Source organism: Glaciecola sp. 1036, from assembly GCF_050306235.1.
In the GTDB taxonomy this organism is placed as follows: Bacteria; Pseudomonadota; Gammaproteobacteria; order Enterobacterales; family Alteromonadaceae; genus Glaciecola.
Genome location: NZ_JBLWFH010000006.1, coordinates 126201 through 148665, shown reverse-complemented (window position 1 = coordinate 148665; position 22465 = coordinate 126201). Strand labels below are relative to the sequence as shown.

At 38.5% G+C, this 22465-nt stretch carries 17 protein-coding genes; 4 read left to right on the top strand and 13 right to left on the bottom strand.

Translation table 11 applies throughout. The features are described from left to right. The first annotated feature begins 109 nt into the window (after nt 1-109). Nucleotides 110-1510, top strand: a complete 1401-nt coding sequence (hemN, locus tag ACNKW3_RS10680) for an oxygen-independent coproporphyrinogen III oxidase (RefSeq protein WP_427399284.1) — start codon at nt 110-112, stop codon at nt 1508-1510. Nucleotides 1511-1551: 41 nt separating this feature from the next. Here hemN and ACNKW3_RS10675 read toward each other — a convergent pair whose 3' ends face one another. Then, entirely contained in the window at nt 1552-3915 is a 2364-nt protein-coding gene (locus ACNKW3_RS10675) for a zinc-dependent metalloprotease (RefSeq protein ID WP_427399283.1), read from the bottom strand. Nucleotides 3916-4019: 104 nt separating this feature from the next. Here ACNKW3_RS10675 and ACNKW3_RS10670 point away from each other — a divergent pair, with 104 nt between their 5' ends. Beyond that, nucleotides 4020-4397, top strand: a complete 378-nt coding sequence (locus tag ACNKW3_RS10670; RefSeq protein WP_427399282.1) for a hypothetical protein — start codon at nt 4020-4022, stop codon at nt 4395-4397. A gap of 349 nt (nt 4398-4746) precedes the next feature. Here ACNKW3_RS10670 and ACNKW3_RS10665 read toward each other — a convergent pair whose 3' ends face one another. The 5 genes from ACNKW3_RS10665 to dld form a co-directional block, all read right to left on the bottom strand. Then, nucleotides 4747-5901 (bottom strand): topoisomerase IV, encoded by a 1155-nt coding sequence (locus tag ACNKW3_RS10665; RefSeq protein WP_427399281.1) that lies wholly within the window; start codon nt 5899-5901, stop codon nt 4747-4749. Nucleotides 5902-5909: 8 nt separating this feature from the next. Continuing rightward, on the bottom strand, nt 5910-6329 hold the full coding sequence (locus tag ACNKW3_RS10660) for a phosphate ABC transporter substrate-binding protein (RefSeq protein WP_427399280.1): 420 nt from the start codon (nt 6327-6329) through the stop codon (nt 5910-5912). A gap of 225 nt (nt 6330-6554) precedes the next feature. Further along, nucleotides 6555-8225 carry an AMP-binding protein gene (locus ACNKW3_RS10655; RefSeq protein ID WP_427399279.1) on the bottom strand — a complete coding sequence of 557 codons (1671 nt, stop codon included), beginning with the start codon at nt 8223-8225 and terminating at the stop codon, nt 6555-6557. A gap of 162 nt (nt 8226-8387) precedes the next feature. Continuing rightward, nucleotides 8388-12983, bottom strand: coding sequence for an EAL domain-containing protein (locus ACNKW3_RS10650; RefSeq protein WP_427399278.1), 4596 nt, complete (start codon nt 12981-12983; stop codon nt 8388-8390). A gap of 84 nt (nt 12984-13067) precedes the next feature. After that, on the bottom strand, nt 13068-14864 hold the full coding sequence (gene dld / locus ACNKW3_RS10645) for a D-lactate dehydrogenase (protein ID WP_427399277.1): 1797 nt from the start codon (nt 14862-14864) through the stop codon (nt 13068-13070). Nucleotides 14865-15074: 210 nt separating this feature from the next. Here dld and ACNKW3_RS10640 point away from each other — a divergent pair, with 210 nt between their 5' ends. Further along, complete coding sequence (locus ACNKW3_RS10640) at nt 15075-15980, top strand: LysR family transcriptional regulator (protein ID WP_427399276.1); 906 nt, start codon at nt 15075-15077, stop codon at nt 15978-15980. Nucleotides 15981-16019: 39 nt separating this feature from the next. On the opposite strand, the gene ACNKW3_RS10635 is transcribed toward ACNKW3_RS10640, so the two are convergent. Together ACNKW3_RS10635 and ACNKW3_RS10630 are read right to left on the bottom strand one after the other, a co-directional pair. After that, nucleotides 16020-17159 (bottom strand): DcaP family trimeric outer membrane transporter, encoded by a 1140-nt coding sequence (locus ACNKW3_RS10635; RefSeq protein WP_427399275.1) that lies wholly within the window; start codon nt 17157-17159, stop codon nt 16020-16022. A 108-nt stretch (nt 17160-17267) separates the two neighbouring features. Beyond that, the gene (locus ACNKW3_RS10630; RefSeq protein WP_427399274.1) at nt 17268-18563 is read right to left on the bottom strand and encodes a ribonuclease J; all 1296 of its coding nucleotides are present in this window, start codon (nt 18561-18563) and stop codon (nt 17268-17270) included. Nucleotides 18564-18795: 232 nt separating this feature from the next. Here ACNKW3_RS10630 and ACNKW3_RS10625 point away from each other — a divergent pair, with 232 nt between their 5' ends. After that, on the top strand, nt 18796-19497 hold the full coding sequence (locus ACNKW3_RS10625; protein ID WP_427399273.1) for a heparan-alpha-glucosaminide N-acetyltransferase: 702 nt from the start codon (nt 18796-18798) through the stop codon (nt 19495-19497). Here ACNKW3_RS10625 and ACNKW3_RS10620 read toward each other — a convergent pair. Genes ACNKW3_RS10620 through ACNKW3_RS10600 form a run of 5 tightly spaced genes read right to left on the bottom strand, consistent with a single transcriptional unit; the run spans nt 19478 to nt 22461 of the window. Then, the gene (locus tag ACNKW3_RS10620; protein ID WP_427399272.1) at nt 19478-20215 is read right to left on the bottom strand and encodes a hypothetical protein; all 738 of its coding nucleotides are present in this window, start codon (nt 20213-20215) and stop codon (nt 19478-19480) included. The two genes, ACNKW3_RS10625 and ACNKW3_RS10620, sit on opposite strands and share 20 nt — an antisense overlap. Before the next feature lie 11 nt (nt 20216-20226). After that, nucleotides 20227-20685: a hypothetical protein gene (locus ACNKW3_RS10615; RefSeq protein WP_427399271.1), complete on the bottom strand. Its 459-nt coding sequence runs from the start codon at nt 20683-20685 to the stop codon at nt 20227-20229. Nucleotides 20686-20699: 14 nt separating this feature from the next. Beyond that, a complete protein-coding gene (locus tag ACNKW3_RS10610) occupies nt 20700-21197 on the bottom strand; it encodes a hypothetical protein (RefSeq protein ID WP_427399270.1) in 498 nt (165 codons plus the stop codon). Further along, nucleotides 21194-21592 (bottom strand): hypothetical protein, encoded by a 399-nt coding sequence (locus ACNKW3_RS10605; protein WP_427399269.1) that lies wholly within the window; start codon nt 21590-21592, stop codon nt 21194-21196. Before ACNKW3_RS10605 ends, ACNKW3_RS10610 begins: the two co-directional genes overlap by 4 nt. Nucleotides 21593-21603: 11 nt before the next feature. Further along, nucleotides 21604-22461: a hypothetical protein gene (locus tag ACNKW3_RS10600; protein ID WP_427399268.1), complete on the bottom strand. Its 858-nt coding sequence runs from the start codon at nt 22459-22461 to the stop codon at nt 21604-21606. Nucleotides 22462-22465: the final 4 nt, after the last annotated feature.

The following is a 22465-nucleotide window of genomic DNA, read 5'->3' as shown; positions in this document are numbered from 1 at the left end:
TCATTAATCTACAAAATGCCAATCAGTTAACCGAGATCAATATTTCCCCTCTAAATTGTTTGCATAATAGCCTCAGAATTTTTGCGAGTTACTAGAGTTTCCACTTACTATGCAATATACAAACACCCTAGCATTAGATGAGTTTTTCGACCGAAAAGTGTTGACCAAATACAATACTGCCGGACCTAGATACACCTCTTATCCAACGGCAATTGCTTTTCATGAAGATATCAAGGATGAGCAAATAAAAACTGCAAATAAACGTTTGATTGACAGCAAAAATCATCAAAATATGTCGTTGTATGTACATATTCCTTTTTGCCATCAGCTTTGTTATTACTGCGGGTGTAATAAAATAGTCACTCGTCATCAAGATAAAGCTGACAAATACTTAACTTATCTTGAAAAAGAAGTTGATTTGGTTGCACCACTATACAGTGCTGGGATAGTAACAGAATTACATTTAGGAGGAGGAACGCCAAATTTCCTCACCCAAACGCAATTAGCGCGTCTAATTGACATGCTAAAAACTAAGTTTCACTTTGACACTGACGCTCAATTAAGCATTGAAATTGACCCTCGCACGGTCGATGAAGAATATCTTACTTCAGCTTATAAGCTAGGATTTCGTCGCTTAAGTATCGGCGTTCAAGACACTGACGTTGAAGTGCAAAAAGCGATTAATCGCGTGCAAAGTACACAACACATAGCTTCATTAATTAAGTCAGCAAGGCACTTGGGTTACCAATCAATTAACCTTGACTTAATCTACGGTTTACCCCATCAAACTCAAACGACCTTTGCTAAAACTTTAGCCGAAGTAGAGAAAATGAATCCTGATAGGGTTTCGTTATTTTCCTACGCTCATCTACCCAAGATGTTTGCTGCTCAGCGCAAAATAAAAGATGACTGGTTACCAAATGCCGACGCAAAATTTTCGCTGTTTCGTCAGGCAATTCAATTTATGACCAATATTGGTTATGACTTTGTTGGAATGGATCATTTCGCTCGCCCTGAAGATAAGCTAAGTATCGCTCAACGTGAAAAATCCTTGTATCGAAACTTCCAAGGATATACAACAGGTGTTGCAAATAGTTGCATCGGTTTAGGCGCGTCTTCAATTAGCAGTATTGAAAATATCTATCTGCAAAATGCAAAAGATTTAAAAGACTATTATCAGCTGTTAGATCAAGGAAAACGTCCTTTAGTTAAAGGCATTCAACTTTCACGAGATGATGAAATTCGACGAGATTTAATACACCAATTAATGTGTAATTTTGAATTAGACATTAGACACTTTGAATTAAAACACCAAATAAATTTCACTGAATATTTTGAGCAAAGCCTAGCGTCATTAGATACCTTTATTGACGATGGCCTTATCAGTCTTAATCAAGATAAAATTCTAATTCATCAACGCGGACGATTGATTGTGAGGAACATTTGTATGAGTTTCGACCAGTATTTGTCCCAGCCTATGCATCAAATGCGCTATAGCAGGGTGATATAAAAAAGCGAACAATTGAATTGTTCGCTTTATAAGTTTCTTATCTAAATAGGCGAGCCTGGTGGCATTGTTTTAGGTGTTACAAGCTTAGGAATTTCACCTGTCCGCCAGTAATTATTGATGTGAAAGTTAAGCACCTTTGCCTTCTTATTTCGACTATCTTTATCCAGTTTTTGCGCGTATTCCATCAAAGCAGCTTCAATATCTAATTTAACTTCTGGAGCTAGGGTGTCATCTTTAAGCGTTGTGAAAACTTGCTGTAATGCAATCAAACCTACGCGTCCAGCTAGACCATCTTCAGTTGCATCAGAAATCAAGTCGTCAAACAATTGTTCCAATAAGTCAGCCACTGCGGGTATTTTTTTGTTTACTTGATGTTGATAAGACAGTCTGTTCAATCGCTCCGCAGTAAGCAAATTCTTTAAGCTATACGCACTGGCTGATTCCGCTAATGCATATGGATCAAATGCTATCCCCATGCGAGTAGCCGCACTTTCTCTGGTTCTATCACTTCCATAGGCTTTTGGTGGAATTAATGCTGCAATTTGCTCGGGTAACTCAAGAAACTCTGCACTTGCTGACCTTAACATTTGTGTAATAGCTTGTTTTTGAACATTGGGGGCCACAAAGCTCACAACAGGCAGTTCAGGTGTAGCCGTTTTTACAGAGTACTCATAGTCTAAGCCACCAATTTGTTTTACCACAGCATCTAGTTGATATCGATGAGAATAATACAAAGGCACTAACCTTTCCTGTAAATCTGACCATGGGGCATCCATGGGAAGACTATCGATCCCAAATTTATCCAAAGCAAAGGCTCGAACTTCAAGCATTCTTTCAAACTCAATTATAGGATCTTTTCCATTATCCCATAAATGCCCTTGCGCTGAAGGACGGTGCGCCATTCTGGCATCTGGATCTGATTTGTACCTATAAGTCTTTTGTGCATCCGCTACCATATCCGTTAACATCTGGTGCTCATTTTGCTCCGCAAAGTCTTGATAGCCATAAGCAATGGTATATTTATCCCATTCTCCAATGCCATCGTCATAGGCATTTGCCAGTACAATTTCTCCGTTTTCCAAGGTAATCATTGGATGCGGATAATCCATTACTGATGCCCTATTGTTTTCGCTAGCGGCAAAGTTATGCGCCAAGCCCAATGTGTGCCCTACTTCATGTGCTGATAGCTGTTTTATACGGTTAAGGGCTAATTGCATTTGTGGCGTAATCTGTGTCTTACCATCTTTAAATGGACTAGTTAATCCCAAGGCGATTAATAAATCTTGTCGAACTCTCAAAGAACCAAGTGTTACATGACCTTTTAAAATTTCACCGGTTCTTGGATCAAACACAGAATAACCATATGACCATCCTCGGGTGGCTCTGTGTACCCATTGTATGATGTTATATCTAACATCCATGGGATCAGCACCTTCTGGTAATTTTTTAACTTGAAACGCATTTTTAAATCCGGCCGCTTCAAATGCTTGATTCCACCAAGATGCACCCTCTTCAAGCGCTGAATAAACAGGTTCTGGGATACCAGGATCTAAGTAGTACACTATCGGCTCTTTGGCCTCGCTTAATGCTTGATCTGGATATTTTTTTTCTAATCGATGACGACGAATCATCTTTTGCTCAAGTTCTTCATCTATGGCAACCGAGTAGTCAAAAAAGCTATGTTTGAAGTAACCTGAGTAGGGATGAAATTCTCGCGGCTTGTAGTTATCATCCGGAAGCTGAATAAATGAATGATGTTTGTGAACGGTAACGCTTTGTGCATCCGGCGTCACTTGTCTGATGTATTCACCTTCTGGCTGACCTCTGAATGTCACCACAGCTTCTAGTTCAGTGTTCAGCGGGAAGGCTTTTGATTTAGGTAAATACACTGCACTGCGAGCTGTATCTACACTGAAGTTTCCCTGCCCCGTCGCTTTTAAACGTTGCTGAACACCATGAATATCACTAAACAAAAAAGCAGTATAATCAAAAATGATGTAGCCGTCGGCTTCTGATTCAATTACAAACCCAGCAATAATAGAATCCGCAAATGCCTCATCAATACTTTGAATTTCAGCCTGATTATTTGAAGATGATTGATATTGGGTATTTAATTGTTTGAGCATGATTTTGTTGCCGTAGCGCTCAAATACCGCCAATCTAGTGTCACCCAATTGTCCTCGGTCTAAACCAATATCGTTAGAGCCTACACCACGAGGTAAACTGCTTTGAAAAATAAAAGGCTGGTCCAACATAGATTCTTTTAGTTGGATAAAAATCTTATCGCTTTGCTTTTCATATCGAAAATCGATAAACCCTTTCTGCAATTCAGCTATAGATTTAGGGCTAGTGAATAACACTATGAATATACTGAGTATTACCAACAAGTGTTTGTTAAAAACCAAAAGTCATCTCCTTCTCGCGTTTACTTGATCTGTATCAGTACAGTTTTTTAATAATATCTTAAGATTAATCTCGCTTATGTACATCTAATTTTTCGGGATTAAACGTGGCTACAGTCAAAGTGTCAGATGATAATGTGATTTCGTATCCAATGAAACAAAACACTTTATTATCTCTATTGGTTGACAATGAAACCGATGTCACCATTGGGGATAAACCTATTTTTGGGATTAGTGTAACCATTGATCAAAAGCTTCTTGAAAATAAAAATAGGTTGCTATCATCAGGCACTATTATTGGTTGGGTAAATTATATCGGTATTAACAAATTTGCTTGTGTCACAATTGACAATCATTATGTTGATCCTAGCGATTATTTCATTATCGAAGAAAACACAATTAAACTCGCTCGCCCTGCGATAATTTTGTCAATTGACGCTGATATGTCCAAAAGTAAACATTTATTTGAACTAAAATTTGATTAATTTGGCGGTATGCCAATGATAAAGAAAAACTGCACGGATTGAGGACACATCAACCCGTGCAGGAAACTTTAGCTAGCAGAAATCCATATCCGCGATCACCAAAGCACACACAACATCGGTATAAAAGAATCAAAAGATTCAACTAACTGGAGTTAGCTTACTTTTGTACTGCAAATTGATTGCCAACTTTAATTATTCTATATTATTCATATATTTAAGTAATAATTAATGATTATTTAGTTAATATTTTGATTTAATTTGCACTGTTATTGCTCGGGTTGCACCAATAAAAACATAAAAAACCGCACAGGCAATTGACCGGTACGGTTTTTTAACTATAAAGCAAGTGTTAGAACACGTAGTTCACACTAGCTCTAACAATAGTGCTATCTTCTGAAGCGCCTCTGATACCAACGCCAGCATCTAACTCGTTATCATATCGACTGATTTCGGCCTTTATCGCGATATTCGAATCAAAGTCGTACCTCGCGCCTACCGTAGTGACCGAGTATTCTTCCATAAAGGGCATTTGAATAGCGGTAAGGGTGCCCGCAACTACTGGCTGATATTCTGCAGGGAATGCAGCCACACTTTCTAGAAATTTGATATCAGCATTACCGTCACGAGTTTCATAGGTAAAATGAGGTGTCCATTTACCTGAACGAATACCCGCGGTGATATACCAGGCTTTGTCTTCTGGTGAAAAAGAATCTTCAATATCAATTGATGTAATTTCACCTGAAACAAACCAATCAAAATTGTCATATTCAAATCCAGCGCCTAAAAACACGCCTCTATCGTCATTCATGCGAAGTTCTTCAGCCAGTTCCGGCGAAAGTGCTGCAAACTGATCAAGAGAAGCATCAAGTTGTGGTAAATGGAAGTTATTGTCACCTTGTCCATAAACAAAACGCATTTTGAAACTTTCATAAGTAGCTTCAAAGCTGGCTGTAATAACGTTGCTACCGTCACTGCTTCCACCACTAACTTCTTCTTTGAAGTTGCCTAAACTTGCCTGAAACATCAGTTCCCAATCACCGACAAAACTAGAATAGTCGTAACGAACACCATCTAAGTTATTAAAGGGTACGTCATATACTGTACTAGGCGCTGAAATCCAATGATAGCTATAACCTACATCTAAAGAAGAAGAATAGCGGAAAATAGGTAATCTAAAACGGCCAGCTAAAATGCTTTGTTCAGAATCTATATCATATTTGATATAGGCCCATTCAAAATCTGCGCTGTAGCCATTATTACCTTTTGAAACGATTTGTGCTGTTGCCGACATTTTATCATTTATTTGACCAGACAATTGCACTGCAAACAGGCTTTGCTCACTAAAATCTGCTTTATCTGAATATCCCAATGCCTCTGATTCTTCACTTGAAATGCCAGCAGTAAAGTTTGCAAAACCGTTTATTCTAACTGAATTTGCTTCTGCCACTGGGGAAAGGCTCAGCGCAATAAGTGATAATGGAAATAGTAATTTATTTTTCATCATGACCACCTCTATAAGTCTATTGCTTTTACTGCATCAGTAAGTGAAGAAGAATCCACATAACCGATAACACTTGGATTTTTAGATACCAACTCTATTACTTCAGCATCGTTCATAACTTCTTTAGGTGGAATTCCTTTCCCAGTAAATACCAACTTTGACCAGTAAGCAGATACCTGACTGGTGTTCCTACCTAAAATAGTTTCATCAAATTCATGCCTCAACGCATTATCAGGTGATTGATTTACTGGAATAGACTCTGTACCGCTAGCAAACTTTTTTTCTTTCCCTAAAAAAATACGTTGAACCGTTTTTTCATCTAAAGGGTCAGAATTTGCTGGATTAACGATAACAGTAAGCTTTGCAAATGCGCTCCCGCTGAGCAATAAGCACAGCAAGCACAGCGTTGCACCTAGCAACTGTTTATACATGAGTTGTACCTTATTAATTGAAAATTGAGCAAATGGAAAACGCTGTGAATAAAGGCGTCCGTTCAGTCTTGATATCGACCTAACAGGTCTAACCTTTAATTTTTGTTATACTTTTGGCTATTTTATTAAAAGTGATAAGGATAGTTTATGGATCGAGTTACAAAAAAAAAACTGCTCGGACATTCGAAGCAGTTTTTTTGTTCTTACTTGAGATTTGCTTAACTTCTATTGCCAAACAATTTTATCTTTAAATTTGCTGTGAATAACGTCACTAAATCTTTCTTCGATCACATGACGTTTTACTTTAAGTGTTGGTGTTAACAGGTCGTTTTCAATTGACCATTCTTGCAAGAATACAATAATTCGGTCGAGTCTTTGATGGCTTTCTAAACCAGCATTCACTTGTTCTAATGTCGCTTGCAACAGTTGTGAAATTTCTTCCTTAGATTTGGTTTGCGCCTCGGCTGATAGCACTAATAGCGCAATAGGTTGTGGTAAGTTAGTCCCAGTCACACAGACTTGTTCTACCACTGAGTTTTCCATAATTTTGGCTTCAATTGGCGCAGGCGTTACGTACTTACCTTTCTCTGTTTTAAAGATGTCTTTTAAACGACCAGTAATTCGTACATAACCGTCGCTATCTATTTCACCTTTATCGCCGGTTCTTAAGTAGCCATCATTTGTGAAAACGCCGCTGGTTTTTTCTTGGTCCTTGTAATAGCCAATCATATTACATGGAGATTTAACCTGAATTTCTCCATCTTCGGCTATTCGAATGTCGACACCCTCGTAGGCTTTGCCTATGCAACCAATTTTATCCAATCTGAAAGGAACACTAGAAGTACCGTACGCTGAGTTTTCGGTCATGCCCCAACCTTCAGATATATTGATTCCAATTTTACTAAACCATTTGATAATAGCAGGCGCTAAAGGCGCTGAACCAGAAGCCCAGAGCCGAGCATCATTAAGGCCCAATTCTTCACGAATTTTTGCAGCTACCTTCTTACCCACAAAGGGTATTTTTAATAAAACATTTAGCTTTTTCTGGGAAACTTTTACCAAAACTCCCATTTGAAATTTGGTCCATAACCTTGGTACGGAAATAAATAAGGTGGGACGGCAATGTTTGACATCTCTGGCAAAAGTTTCTAATGATTCAACAAAATGCAGTGTCATACTGGAATAGAAACTGGCTAATTCTACCAATACGCGTTCAGTAATATGCGCTAAAGGTAGATAACTCATGGCCCTATCTGCATCAGATATAGTCAATGTGTTCAATGAGTTTTGCGCCGCCCAGCAAATAGTTGCATATGTGTGCACGACGCCTTTAGGCTGGCCTGTACTGCCTGACGTATAAATGATCGTCATAATCGCGTTCATATCAGGCACAGGGTTTTCTTCTAAAGGTGCAACGTCAATAAAGTCATGCCACTTGTGATCGGCACTGTAGCCTTCGTATGGAAAACCTACAGTAGTGACTTTTTCTAATTCACATTGATTGATGGAATCGTAATTGTCTAACTTTCCTACAAATAATAAAGGGCATTCAGCGTGCTCTAATACGTATTCAATCGTATCTTTACCGGCGGTTGCAAAAATAGGTACTGAAATGTGACCTGCCATCATAATAGCAAGGTCAGTGATCACCCATTCGGCAGTATTTTTAGCCAACACCGCGATACGCGTTCCGGGATGATATTCATAGGTTTTTAACCGGGCAGCTAATTTACGCACAGCGGTAGCAGTTTCAGCCCATGTATAGGTTTGTGATTTGCCATCTACAGGTTGAGTCATATAGTGTTGGTCCGGCTTTTCTTGCTCCCAACGATATAACATGGATAAGGGTGAATGGATTGTCTGATTATCCAACTGATGAGTACTTTCTGACGACATAAGCAACCTGAATCAATTATTTTATTTACATATTAGTTACATACGCATAATGTCGCAGGATCGATTGAATAACACAACCGCTTTTTGCTTAGGAGACTCTCAGAATTTTGTATAGAGAACAATAACCAAAATAAATACTGGTCATACTTGTTACCAGTAAGCCTATAATTCTAGCCTATGTACGTTTGATTCTTGCACGTCAAACCATTGTTTATTAATTAATAATTTAGCCTCAGCAGCATCCACCGCTTTTGAAAAAATGAAACCTTGTAAAAAGCCACAGCCAGAACGAGCAAAATATGCCAGTTGCTCTTGGGTTTCTACTCCTTCGGCTATGGTTTGAATATCCATTGCTCTGCTCATTTGAAGTGTAGAGCTCACTATAGATTGAGTACTACGATCTGAGTCAATATCATCAACAAACGACTTGTCTATTTTTAAAATATCGATTGGAAAATCTTTTAAATACTTTAGCGAAGAATAACCAGTACCAAAATCGTCCAACGCAATTAAGAAACCTTTATTTTGGATCTCCTGCATATAACGAGTCACTTTTCTAGGCTCATCAATAAGGACACTTTCGGTAATTTCAAAACGTAAACTAGACACGGGCAAATTATGTTTTCGTAACATTCCACAGATGGTTTCAAGCTGAGGTCGCCCATTGAAGATCAATGGTGATAAATTTATTGCTACATACCCCCTAAACCCGCTCAAATACCAATTTGCCATATCATTAATCGTAGCTTCTATGGCATCCATGGTAATATCGACGATACATCCTGTTTTTTCTGCGATAGGGATAAATTGTGCTGGAGAAACTTCTGTTTCGCCGTCTCGCCAACGTAGAAGTAATTCGAAACCTGCTGTGTAACCAGTACTTGCATCAATAATTGGCTGATAATGGTTAATAAACTCTTTTTGATTCGTTGCGACCCTAATTTTATTGCGCATAACAACATCCCAATGCACTTGTTCATTCATCGCATGATTAAAAAAACTGTGTTGTCGATTATTTACCGCTTTAGCATCGTACATTGCAATATCAGCATTGCGTAATAGATTTTCTGCATTATCCGCATCTTCAGGGTACATTGCGGCGCCAATACATGCAGAGACGGATACTGTGGTATTTCCCAAAGAAATAGGCTGAGATATCAGATCACAAAGCTCCTGCATGATTCTAGAAATCTGTTGATTGTCGGCTACCTCATCAAGCACCACGACAAACTCATCTCCTCCCAACCTGGCAACGCTATCTTGTTCCCTAAAAGTGTTCTTAATTCGATTGGCAATTTCTATTAGCAACTTATCGCCGGCTTGATGGCCAAATGAATCATTAACAGGTTTAAACCCGTCTAAATCGATGAAAAGAGCATAAACTTTTGTTTGGTGGCGTCGCGCAAATTGTATTGAATGACGCATTCTTTCTATTAATAAGGATCTATTTATCAACCCAGTGAGAACGTCATAATTTGCTAACTTTTGTAATTCAGATTGGGCTTGAATTTGTTGGGTAATATCAGTCCCAATTACCAAAAAGTAATCCGGAGACTGACTGTTTTTATGCATCGAAATTGCACTGATATCAACTAAAAATGTCAGTTGCCTTTGATTGACATTTAATCTTACTTCGTCTTTCCAATGCTCTCCTAATTGGAGCTCTTTCATCCTTTTGATTAATAAGCGGTATTCATTGTGATAGTTATTAATAATCTGATTCAACGCTAAATCGTTCTTTTTACGACCTGATATACCAAAGGCTTTGATCATAGTGGGATTAGCAACCACAGGTGAATAATTGCGATCAAAGATAATGACCCAATCTCGCGTTGATTTAAATGCATTACCAAATAGTTTTAACCGCTCTTGAGCTGCCACAGATTGGGTAAGATTTGAATATGTTCCTTTTATAGAAAGCGCTTTATTGTTGTTTTCACTGTCAATTAGACTACCAATATCTCGGTACCACAAAATCTCGCCTTCTCGATCCACGAATCTATAGGTGATGTCAAAGTGATCAATTTTCTTATCTAAAAAAGCATTCCAATGATTTATGTAGTCTTCAACATCATCTTTGTAGATACGCGCAATATAATCTTCAAATACTATCGAAGCGTTTTCAGTGCCAGTGAATTCCTGTTTTATTCGCTCTCCGACCAGTAAATTTGACTCACTCGACCATTCCCAAATGTGTGAATTCGTGGCTTCCAATGCATCATTTAGACGCTTATTGTATAGACTTACTTGTTTATTCGCTTGGGTTAACGCCAGTTCCATAGCACTTTTTCTATGCAAATAAAATGCTAATAAACTTAAAAATGTTAACACATAAAGCACTATTGCTATTGGGGTTAACATAGGGTGATAACTAACGTTTACAAAAAGCACTGCAGGCTCAGATTGATTTCGAGACTTATTGGCGTTGTAAACTTCAATTTTATATTTGCCCGCAGGTAGCGTGGGAATTGTAATTTTGTTGTTAGCAACAACGGGATAATTAATCACGTTCTTGTCATTAATTATCCGATATCCAAATCTCGGTGTGTAAGTGGTATTAAAAGATGGAATAGAGAAGCTGATGCTAAGACCAAAATCATCGTAGTTTAGATTTATAGTCGTTCCTGTAAGATCCGTAAGCGGCGAAATTAATTCTCTACTGGCTAAGCTGACCGAAGTAATAATTGGTTGATGTGGAGTTCGATCTGCTTCTTCGCTCAATTTATCTGGGGAAAAGATAGTAAATCCAGAGTTACCTCCATAAGCAATATCACCACTAGACAGCACAGTGTAAGCCCCTTGATTAAATTCTACAGAAGATAGGCCGTGGGCATAGTGAAATGAATTAACACTCGAAGAAGTTGGAGATAATCGATGTATACCTGAATGTGAAGAAAACCAAAGGTTGCCATCGTGATCTACATGTAAGCCATATAAAATATTGTCTGCTAAAATATTTGAATCATTGTAATGGTTGCGTTCTTTAAACGATTGGCTATCGAGTTCAAACAAGCCTACTCCCAAATAAGACAGCCAAATCCTTTCTGTTCCATCTCTTACAAACGCATTTGGGAGAGAATAAAAATCAACTAGGTTTGAGTGGATCTGATGCAATACCTTCCAACTTAAATCATCGATATTAATCCCGATTAATTTGCCATAGCTAGCCACTAGCATCATATTTGTTATGGCATCATATCCAACCATATCAGCAACTTCTGGCGTCGGAAATTCTGGCGCAATTGTAGAAAAATTGATGACCTTTTTATTTTTTAAATCTATGTAAAAAAGGTCAGATTCTGGATTTACCGACCACAAATTCCCTACGCCATCGAACCTTATAGCATGAGGAAACCCATCTAAGGTTTGTTTTATTTCTTGGCTGTATTTTTCCGCAATATCAACAAAAACAGTCTCTTGGGTATCGAACAGTCGCACGCCTGTACCTGTAGATAACCATAGATATCGTTGATCAAAAGTTTCGATTAGCTGGATGTCTGATTCAGAAAAATCAGTGAACCTACTCGGGCTTTGATTAAATATTTGTATTTTGCCTGAATCTAAATCGTACTTATTTAAGCCGTTAACTGTACCCACCCACAAAGTATTTTCAGTGGTTTGATTTAACGACCAAACAGAATTATTACTCAGATTATTTTCTGAACTATGAATCGCTGATTTAAATACATTCTTAAACAGCAAGCTAACTGGCGACCAGAGAAAAGCCCCACTTTTGTCCGTTGCAAGCCAAACATTATCATTAGCGTCGAAAACAAGACGTTTTATAGCCGGATTTGAAATTACTTCAACATTCTTTTTGGGTTCAAGTAGGAACACGAGTTCTTGTTTAGTTTGGTTATAATTTAACAAGCCAATTTCGGACCCGATGTAAATCTGACCGGCGGCGTTCTTTTTAACATCCCAAATATTGAGGTCGCTATTTACCACTAATTTCGGTGGTAGTTGCCAATTTGATTTAATGTGTTTGATCAAACTACCGTAATTGTACTTATACAACCCTTTTACGGTACCAATCCAAAGATAATCAGGTTCAATCCGATTTAAAAACTTAACATCGGCACTATGATCGTTAATTGCGAGACTCTCAAAAATAACTTTACTCGAATCGAGTATTTCATCATAGGCTAGCAATCCATTAGTTGTGCCAATCAGCAATAGTCCGTTTTCGTAATAAAGCGCTCTAATGCTATGCATGTTTTCAACTTGGGTATCAGTGAGCCTAAATACCATGGTTGCTTCAAAAGTCTTAGCATCGAGGCGGTATATTTCTTCATTCATAGCAACCAAAATATTGCCATTTTCTTGAATCAACATGGCATCAGAAAACTGCTTAAAATCCACCTCTAGGCGTAATGGAACATCTAAAATTGAACGTGCGGTATTTTTATTTAGATCGAAAACAACTATTCCGCGCTTTCCTGTTGATAAAATAAGCGTTGAAGGGTCTGGTTGTAGAATGAAATATATTGGGTTATTGCGTAACAAACCGTCGATATCTCTTATTATATCGACTTTTTGACCATCATAACGATTTAGACCTTCATCGGTTCCCAACCAAAGAAATCCAATATCGTCAACATGCATGTCATAAACAGAGTCTTGGTTTAATCCAATGGATGTGTCTACAACATGTAATCTGGGATCAATAATCAGAGGCGATGTATTTTCGAGAGCTAGTGATGGACGAAAACATGCAAAAACAAAACAAAAGAAAATGAGATTGATACTACTGCGCATAAGAACCACTCGACATTTGCTCGATCCTTAAGCCGAAAATACTAAGCTGATACTACTTAAGTTTTAAACTATAAGCAACTCAGCTTAACAACAGCCACAATTACGTTTGGTTTTATCCATTTTACCTACGCCTGGATTGAAGGTATTTGTAGGATCTAATGTTTGATAAAACTGCTGTAATTCTGTTTCTGCAGAATACAAATGCCCAACATTATGTTCAGCTGGATATTTCGCACCACGATTATCTAATAGCTTTAGCATTTCTTGTTTAACTAACTTGGCATCAGCCGAAGCCTTCAAGATATAATCTTGATGAAAAACATAACAAAAGAAATGCCCATAATAGAGCTTCTTTTCTATCATAGCATCAATGTCTGGGGGCAGATGTTCAAACCAATCTTGTTCACTGCGTTTTAGCGCAATATCGAGCGCTAAAATATCGCCACAGCGTTTTTTATTCAGTAATTGAAATCGCAAAGCCGCACCGGCGGCTGCAAATCTATTTAATACCGCACCTTGTGCTTCGGCAGCATCACATTCGAAGTAGTCACCATTGGAAGAATCAGCAAAAAAGTTAACTAAAAATTCTGAGGTAGGCGCAATAGCATCATCGCTTACCTTTAAAATTAAATGATGTTCATATTTATCTTTATATTTAAGTAGTCTTGGCGGTAGGTGCTGAGGCAATAAGCGACTAAGCATCTGCATACTTTTGTCACTTAAATCATTAGGCAACCAATGTATATCATTCAATGCACTATCTATACGCGATTTTAATGCAAACAATTTAGGTAGTCTTTGAGTGCCTAAATACTTTACGCTCAAGAAAGTATCTTTACCGTATTTTTCAGACACTTCAAAAATGTCTTTATGCATGTATTCAGCAACATCAGGTAAAGAGTGTAAATCAGACAACATGGACCGTCTTAATTGGGTTAATTCAGCGGGATCATTGGTGCCAATGTAGAATGTTTTTTCTGCTTGAGGCTTTTTATGAGAATCAACTCTTACTGCAAAAATAGCTAGCTTACCAGCACATCCGCTAGCTTCAAACAATCTATCAGGGTTGGCATTGTATCGGCTGGGAGTATCCGAGGTAATATCTCTTATTCTTGCAGTGTATTGGGTATCACAACTCAAGCGGGAACCTTGATCATTTGAAGCGCTGTCAAAATTTCCAATGCTTAAGTTTTGAATAATAGCATCTGGGTCATCGCCTAAATCAAGTCCTAAATGATTTGATAGCAATAACTGACCTTGGTCATTTATTTGCGCGAACAAGGCGCATTCGGTGTAAGCCGGACCTCTTTTTACTAGAGCCCCTCCAGAATTGTTAGCTATTCCACCAATAACAGAGGCGCCAAGACAACTAGAACCTATTACAGAGTGTGGTGTACGACCTATATCCGCTAGCATGGATTCAAGTTTATGCAAAGTCGCACCAGGATGACAAACAACTTGATATCCTTCATTAATCAAATATACATCATTTAGCGCCAATGTATTTATTACCACAACAGGACGATCGTAATCATTATTGTTAGGCGTTGACCCTTCAGTGAGTCCAGTATTGGCGGCCTGCATTATGATAATACAATCATAAGCCACACAACATTTTATCGCCTGCCAAAGTGATGATAGATTCTTAGGAAACAAAACAGCTAAAGCACTGCCCTCACCTGAACGCCAACCTTTTCGATAATGCTTATTGTCTTTAGGATCCGCCGAGACATTATCTACACCAAGAATAGTTTCCAACTTTTCTAAAATTTCAGCTGTATCGTCATATTTCCATTCGCCTAAACGAACTCCGCTATCAAGACATTTATCGTAAGGACTAGAGGGAGATTTAACTGAAATTTGCGGCGCTGACACGCTCATTGGGCTCTCCAATTGGTAGATGACAATTTGTTATAACTTTTAATTTTACACAACGATAACATATATTTATGGCACTCAAAACCAAAATAATAATGGCCAGATAGGAACTAACGCCTAGACTGAGGTCTTATAGTCCAACCGAATGTTTACTGTTATACCTACCATAAATTACTTAGTGTTTTTCTTTTTCTTGCATAATCGGAGAATAATATGATTCGCGCAGATGATATTCTGCTATTTGTTCAAGTAGTTGAAACGGGTTCTTTTTCAAAAGTAGCAGATATGCTTCAGCTAACGAATTCAGTGGTAAGTAAGCGTATAGGTCGATTAGAAGATACTCTGAATGTGCAACTTTTATATCGAACGACTAGGAAGCTGAGTTTAACTGACGCTGGTAAAGCTTTATATTCAAAGGCGCTGATAGCAAAAACTGCAATGCAAGATGCAACCGACGTAGTTTGCGCCTATTCAAACGAAGTCAAAGGTACTATAAAAATTACAATGCCAGTCATAACTGCTCAGTTAGTATTAGGCCAATCTATTGCTGAATTTTGTAATGAATATCCAGACATAAAAATTGATTTGCAAGTCACTAATAGAGTTGTTGATTTAGTTGACGAAGGTTTTGATATAGCCATTCGCACCGCCCATTTGGAAGATTCCAGTTTAATTGCGCGCAAATTAGTGGAATCGAAATGGATTGTCTGCGCAAGCCCAAAATATTTAAAGAAACATGGGACGCCTTTGCATCCTAATGAATTACATGAGCATGAATGTTTACAATATAAATATGATTCGTCAGGTGTAGACCATTGGCAATTCAATATTAACGGTGTTGAACAACAACTAATGATTAAAGGAAGATTTATTAGCAATAATTTAATTGCAGTAAAAGAAGCGGCATTAGCGGATCTGGGGATTTGTTTTTTGCCTCAAGCATTGGCGCACGATGATGTTGAACGTAGGAGACTCATTCCAATTTTAAATCGTTACACCAATAAATCTATGGGAATTTATGCCGTTTATCCTAGAACTCGCCAACCAGATCATAAGATAAAGTTGCTTATCGATCATTTCAAAGCATCATTTGGCAAAAAGCAGCAATACTTTATTTAGTATTGCTGCTTTTAATTAACTGCTTAAGTTTATTTGCGATTAGAAAGCATACTTCGCAGAAAACTGCAGATAAATAGAATCGAAGCTTAAAATACCTTCATCGTCTACTGAGAACTGACCTAATTCAGCCCCTACATTCAAGCTTTTTGTAACGTCAGTGATAAGGTTAATAGCACCGTGTGAACGTTTACGACCTAACACGTCTGTTTCAGCCTGACCATAATAAGCTGTTGAACGAGTACTTTCATTCCAGAAGTGTCTATATGCCACTGTAAACGCAGTGGTTTGTTCCACTTCCACTTGATCATCAGCGTTAGTTACAATATCAGGTGTCATAGCTGCCGCTACATAACGACCAGGCTCACCTAATTGTAAAGAAAATCTGAAGTCATCTTTACCCACTGTTTTGATTTTACCGGCAATAGAGGCTGCAATCGCAGTTTCATCCAAACCACCTTGGTCAACTTTTCGTATTAATGCACCGAAAGAAACCGTACCCCAGTCTTTGGTCAAATTATAACGAGCAACAAAATCTGGAATAGTTTCATCAGGGTCTGCTTGACTTCCTGACAAACCTACCGCACCACTTGGGCGTCCAACATCACCGTCACCATTAGTTTCTGGGTTTTCTATGGCAAACTGCCAAGGTCCATTAGTGTAACGAATTTGGGTTTGACGAATGAAAACTTCACCTACGTGTGGACCACCAAAGTCCAAGGCTTCAGGCAATGAATGCAAAGGCATGAAAGTAGACCAGTTTTGCCCGACCATCCAATTTTTATAACCAAAATAGAAATGACGTAATCTAGGATTATTTGAGTTACTTACTACTTCGTTCGCATTGCCGTTGTCGCCGTAGAAGTCAATTTCAACTACCCCGTATACGTCCCCTTTTGTAACTTTAAAGTTAACGCGCGACTCGCGAATGTTAAAACCTGTATGAGAAGTATCCAATGGTCCACCACCTGGAATATTGGCTAACCAATAGTCCTGATACTGAACATCACCACTAACATGACGAACATCAACCTTCGCATAACCTCCCATTACGACGGATAACTCTTCCCCGTCCACAGGAACTTTAACCAACTCAACGCCCGCATTCGCAAGGCCTGATGACAACATTAACGAAGAAGAAATTAGTGTAGCTAGTGCTAGTTTATTTTTGTTTAATTTCATAGATTACCCTTAAGTGTCCAAATGTGCAGATGAGAATTTAAATCTAAAGGGTTAACCTAATGTTAAAAACATTTAAAAAGATATAGTGTTTTTCCAAAAATCACATAATTAAATTGGGATTCTGCCAGTTTTTACGACTTGATTTCGTTTTTGGTAATTTGGCGCTAGCTCAAATAAATCGCCATTTACACCGACCATTTGAGTTTCAACTCCGACCCGTTTTGCTATGGCCGCATTAGCCGTCATATGCAGAGATTCGCCGTGTGTCGGTATCACAGACTTTGGTCTTACCCACTGATACATCTGGGCTAAATCCTCTGAATTCGGGTGTCCAGAGGCATGAATTCTGTACTCACAGTTTTCACTTTGATACACAGTTACGTCTTGATTTTTGAGTTTTTCGACCAATTTGAGAATGGGTTTTTCGTTACCTGGGATTACAATGCTACTGAAGATAACGGTATCTCCTTTTTCAAGATCACAATCTCTATGGGTTCCATCAGCCATTCTACTAAGCGCAGCTTTTGATTCGCCTTGACTTCCAGTGGCAATAATAAGTACTTCACGGGCGGGTAAATACCCAATGTGGCGTTTAGGGATGGGATGATAATCGTCGGGCCAGTTATCAGTAGCTCTGGCAATACTTATCATATTATCGAGAGATTGACCGAATAAGCATACGTACCGGCCTGTTTCACGCGCAATTTTAAACAAGGTTAATAAACGCGCTATATTACTTGCAAAACAAGTTACAATTACCCGTCCATTGGCTTTTTGAATCAGTTGATGTAACCCGTATTCACATTCTTTTTCTGACACCGAGAAGCCCGCTCGATTAGCGTTTGTGGAGTCACAAACCATGGATAAGATATTTTCTTTCGACAGCGCTTTAAATCTTGAAGGTTTAAACTTGTTCCCTATTACAGGTTGCATGTCAATTTTCCAGTCTGCTGTATGAAAGACACTGCCTAAAGAGGTGGTAATCAAAAGTGCTTGAGGTTCTGGAATTGAATGTGTAATAGAAAGCCATCGAAGGGTAAAAGGCCCTATATCTAGGATATCACCAGTTCGCACTTCAACAATTGGTAACTCATAAAATAAATCCGCACGGTAGAATTTACGGCGGATGACTTCGGCGGTAAACCTTGTTGTATAAATTGGACAATTATCAAGTTGAGGCCATATGTGCATTAAGGCTCCAAGATGATCCTCATGGGCATGGGTAATCACTATGCCGCATAAAGCATCTTTGTTTTCAATAATAAAGGACGCATCAGGTACAACTACATCATGTCTTTTGACTGAGAAATCATTATCTTTTTCAGGGTCCAATGGCACATTAAAGGTGGCCCCGCAATCAACCATAAGCCAATTTTTTGCATGGCCATATAAATTTAAATTCATTCCAATCTCCCCTGTTCCGCCAAGGGGAAGAAACCAAAAATTATCGAAAGCGGGAGATAAGGTACTCATAGGCTTTAGTGTATTGAGATTGATAGAAAATACAATGCGGTAAATCAATTAATTATTTTTAATCAAAGGGTTATTTTGGTTATCAATGTACTTAAACTCGGTAGCAGTCTATACTGGTCTCTGTTAATTTTGCTCACTTACCCACAGTTTGAAACATTTTTAAATGACGCCGAATAGAATTATTACACTCGATATTATGCGCACGCTTGCCATTGTTCTGATGGTGATTTTCCATTTTATTTACGACCTCAAATTTTTTCATTTTATTTCGTCAGATATTCCTGATGGCAGTGGCTGGCAGCAATTTAGATGGCTGATTATTTCTTTATTCTTTCTATGTTTGGGAGCTTCTTTAACTTTGGCTTATAAGCAGCGGTTTAGGCCCAAGAAATTTTTTGTGCGCGTATTGCAAATTGCCGGCGCTGCTGGCGTAATTTCCATTGGCTCTTACCTTTTCATTCCTAAAAATTGGATTTTTTTTGGTGTGTTACACTTTTTAGCGGTATCGTCTCTAATTGGCATTTTGTTTATTCATCACCCCAAAATTTCCATAGGTCTAGGTGCTCTTTTTTTAATAACCGGCGCTTTACAAATAGTGCCTACACGTTGGCCGTTCCACTTGCTATTCGATAATCTACCTAGCTATACCAATGATTATGTCGCTTTTGTCCCTTGGTTCGGTATGGTGTTGTTGGGCATAGGTCTAGCCCATGCGAACTGGTTTCTTAAAGATCCCGCAAAAAATTTGATTAGCTATGAAAAAAAATGGTGGGTATGGCCGGGTAAGCATAGCCTTTCTATTTATTTACTTCACCAGCCTTTGTTGATGGGCGCTTTATACTTGGTTACATTGCTTGGCAACTAGCATTTGCCCCGTTAGCCAACAGCCACTTTCCAGCAATATCTTGCCCATTTATTACGATATTTTTTAACCACAAGCGCTTATTATTCAATTCGTATTCCGCTGTAAAGCTTTTCAATTCAGACTGCGGAGAATGACTATTAATCATTTCTACTAACTGCAGATCAAACCACATTGGATATAACCTGACCAGATTATTCTGTTTTTCATAGGCGGTGGTTAGCTGCTTTTCAAAAGAAAACAATGTTTTGTTTACGCGTCTTAAAATTTTACTAGGCGTTGTCCTTGATTTTGATAAATAAATCAATTCAGCCGCGGCTTTGTTGTAAGTAATACTGCCAAAACCTATGCCTACACATTGGTACAAAAATGTGCCTAATGCATTATGCTGCATTTGATCCAAGGGCATAGAAATCAAAAACGCATCAGATTTTAATTTGGCCAAAGAATCTGTACTGACGTGATGTTGAGGCTTAACTTCTACGCCTTCTATACCCTTGGCTACTGAGCTTGAATTAGATTCCGTATCCAAGTCTTGTTCAAACTCTTGAGGTACTTTAGGCAAGCTCACTTGAGCCAAGCTTAATTTTGGCTCTGCTTGCGCCTGAATGCTGATGTCTTGTTCCTTATCTTCTATCGCCTCTATAGGGAAGCTCAAAAGATCTATTATCAATAAGGCTAGCAAAACTCCGCTACTTGCATACCACCAAACACTTTTCATATTTAGAGCAATTATTGCAACGCATTAATCGCAGCAAGTTGCCGCTTGCTGGCAACCTCGCGTAATGCGGCTTGATGTTTTAAAAGTGTTGCGCGTTTATCGGAGTGTAAAACACCTTCTTCATTCCCCATATGTGAGTCTTGCTTAGTTGAATTCGCAACTAGCGCAGTCACTTGCTCTTCAAGCACTGGTTTTTCTTCTTCCAAGGCTTGATTTTGTGTTTTCGTGAATTCAGTTTTTTGTTGATCAAGGTTAGCTATACTGGTTTGAAGTTGCAGATTTTCTGACTCTAATTGTTCAATTCTCAGTTCTAGACTTCGTAACTCTTTTGTCAGCTGAATATTACTATCACTGTCTTTACCCATGGTTTGCTGACTGTCCGCATGTTGCCATGGAAGTCCAAATGATTTTATGCTCAGGTAACAGGCCCCTATTACAACTACAATAAAAAAGGTTATTTTTGCTAGCATAAGTCGATTCCTCACTATTGAGATTTTGCTAATTTAACTGCCACTAAAGCACGCAAAACTGCCGCTGTTGGCAAGCCCACAACTGTGGTCATAAACGCCATGGAAAATTGAGACGTCAACTGAGAAATAATGTCATTAACATTTTCTGGTGCTAAGGGTTTTTCAGATAAATATCCTATACCTAAACTAATCCCTAGCAGAGTAAAGGTCAGCGCAATAGTTGATATCCCATTAGCCGCTTGCAATGCAATTTCGGCCCAATAAGCTTGCCCATTAACGGGTGCGATTTCATACATTTTCTTTAGTGCTAAAGTCGCCAGACAAACCAGAGCAATAAATAGAAAACTAAAGGTTTTTCCAAAATGTCGATTTAAACTATCAAGCATGTCGGCGACCGACATATCCAGAAAAAAACTCAAAGCGGCACCAAGGATGACTAAAGCCCCTCCCATCCAGTACAACAGGGATAAACCCAAGCGCCAACTTGATTGATTTAACACCATCAGTTTCATTTTCTGAATCCAGGTTTAGCGTTGATTACTGATTGAGTATCCATACCAACCTGTTTCATCCAATGGGCTAATGGTTGTGCGGATTGCTCGGCGCTTGAATGCATTAAAAAAGTTAAATCAAACTGTAAAAATGCACTTTTCACTAAATCACTTTGACTTTTAGTCAGTCTATCGTCACGGATAACCATGCGTTCCATATCAATCAGATGTCGCTGGGACATCAGTATTTGCTGTCGTTTTTGATCGGGACTATCGGCATCTGACAACATTGTATGTAAGAACTTAGCCCTTTCTCTTTCGAGATTTTTTAGGCTTAACAAGTTATTGTCAGCTTGTGCACTGGTAGAAAAAACGCTCACAACGGCGATTAGAGCAAAGGTATTAAAGAATTTCATTTGCTTATTCCTTATAAAAACAGACTAACGGAAGTTGCTGGCGTCGTAGTGCTTTCAATCTTGCTACCGGACGCATCTTCATCTTCAATATTGATGGCATATTCAAGCGCTTGAGCGTCAAGGGCCACAAGACGAGACATATAACTTAACATTAAGGCTTCTTGGTCTAACAAAGACTGCTCAGAAGCGACTTGCATCAGCAATTGACGTACGTATTCTTCAGTTGATACTTCGATACCATTTACCATTGGCGACATGTTCGCTTTATGTGATTGAATAGCTTCTTTTAACTTATTAATTTTTGCTAAATTCTTGGTAAATTCATCCGCATATGGCGTAGTTTGGGTAAGGCCTTGTTCTGACATTGCCGCATCGACTTTCGCCATCACTTTTTCCATGCGCTCTCTGGCCGCTTCTTGCTGTTGTTTAACCTGATATAGTGCGCTTGATTGTTGTCGGTTTTGTTGTTGATAGAGCTTTTCAAGTACAGCTTGATAAAGATCTATTTTCTGACTGAGAGATTTTTGTCTGAGTAGCTGCCCTTCTTGCATGTTATCAAGAAAATCTGACTTCACTTTTACCAGATTAACTTTCTCATCGATCATCTCGTTGTCTTTTGCTTCTTGCACAATTGCTTGCAGTGCTTTTATTTTTTCGCCTTGAGACACCAAGGCTGATTCGATATGGCTTAATTTGCTTGCCATAGGCGATAAATTAAAATCTTGCTGAATGCGTTTTTCAATTAAATTGACCGGTAACTCAATTAACTGCTCAACTTCAACGGGTTGCCATTCATTCGCTTGGGCATTCAAACCTATTAGTACAGTAGCAATTAACAAATATGATTTTTTTAGAGTAGGTATTTGCATGATT

What these genes read in the sequence shown, in the direction of transcription:
- hemN (WP_427399284.1), top strand. Translation starts at nt 110, where the DNA reads ATGCAATATACAAACACCCTAGCATTAGATGAGTTTTTCGACCGAAAA.
- ACNKW3_RS10665 (WP_427399281.1), bottom strand. Translation starts at nt 5,901, where the DNA reads ATGATGAAAAATAAATTACTATTTCCATTATCACTTATTGCGCTGAGC.
- ACNKW3_RS10660 (WP_427399280.1), bottom strand. Translation starts at nt 6,329, where the DNA reads ATGTATAAACAGTTGCTAGGTGCAACGCTGTGCTTGCTGTGCTTATTG.
- ACNKW3_RS10655 (WP_427399279.1), bottom strand. Translation starts at nt 8,225, where the DNA reads ATGTCGTCAGAAAGTACTCATCAGTTGGATAATCAGACAATCCATTCA.
- ACNKW3_RS10650 (WP_427399278.1), bottom strand. Translation starts at nt 12,983, where the DNA reads ATGCGCAGTAGTATCAATCTCATTTTCTTTTGTTTTGTTTTTGCATGT.
- dld (WP_427399277.1), bottom strand. Translation starts at nt 14,864, where the DNA reads ATGAGCGTGTCAGCGCCGCAAATTTCAGTTAAATCTCCCTCTAGTCCT.
- ACNKW3_RS10640 (WP_427399276.1), top strand. Translation starts at nt 15,075, where the DNA reads ATGATTCGCGCAGATGATATTCTGCTATTTGTTCAAGTAGTTGAAACG.
- ACNKW3_RS10635 (WP_427399275.1), bottom strand. Translation starts at nt 17,159, where the DNA reads ATGAAATTAAACAAAAATAAACTAGCACTAGCTACACTAATTTCTTCT.
- ACNKW3_RS10630 (WP_427399274.1), bottom strand. Translation starts at nt 18,563, where the DNA reads ATGAATTTAAATTTATATGGCCATGCAAAAAATTGGCTTATGGTTGAT.
- ACNKW3_RS10625 (WP_427399273.1), top strand. Translation starts at nt 18,796, where the DNA reads ATGACGCCGAATAGAATTATTACACTCGATATTATGCGCACGCTTGCC.
- ACNKW3_RS10620 (WP_427399272.1), bottom strand. Translation starts at nt 20,215, where the DNA reads ATGAAAAGTGTTTGGTGGTATGCAAGTAGCGGAGTTTTGCTAGCCTTA.
- ACNKW3_RS10615 (WP_427399271.1), bottom strand. Translation starts at nt 20,685, where the DNA reads ATGCTAGCAAAAATAACCTTTTTTATTGTAGTTGTAATAGGGGCCTGT.
- ACNKW3_RS10610 (WP_427399270.1), bottom strand. Translation starts at nt 21,197, where the DNA reads ATGAAACTGATGGTGTTAAATCAATCAAGTTGGCGCTTGGGTTTATCC.
- ACNKW3_RS10605 (WP_427399269.1), bottom strand. Translation starts at nt 21,592, where the DNA reads ATGAAATTCTTTAATACCTTTGCTCTAATCGCCGTTGTGAGCGTTTTT.
- ACNKW3_RS10600 (WP_427399268.1), bottom strand. Translation starts at nt 22,461, where the DNA reads ATGCAAATACCTACTCTAAAAAAATCATATTTGTTAATTGCTACTGTA.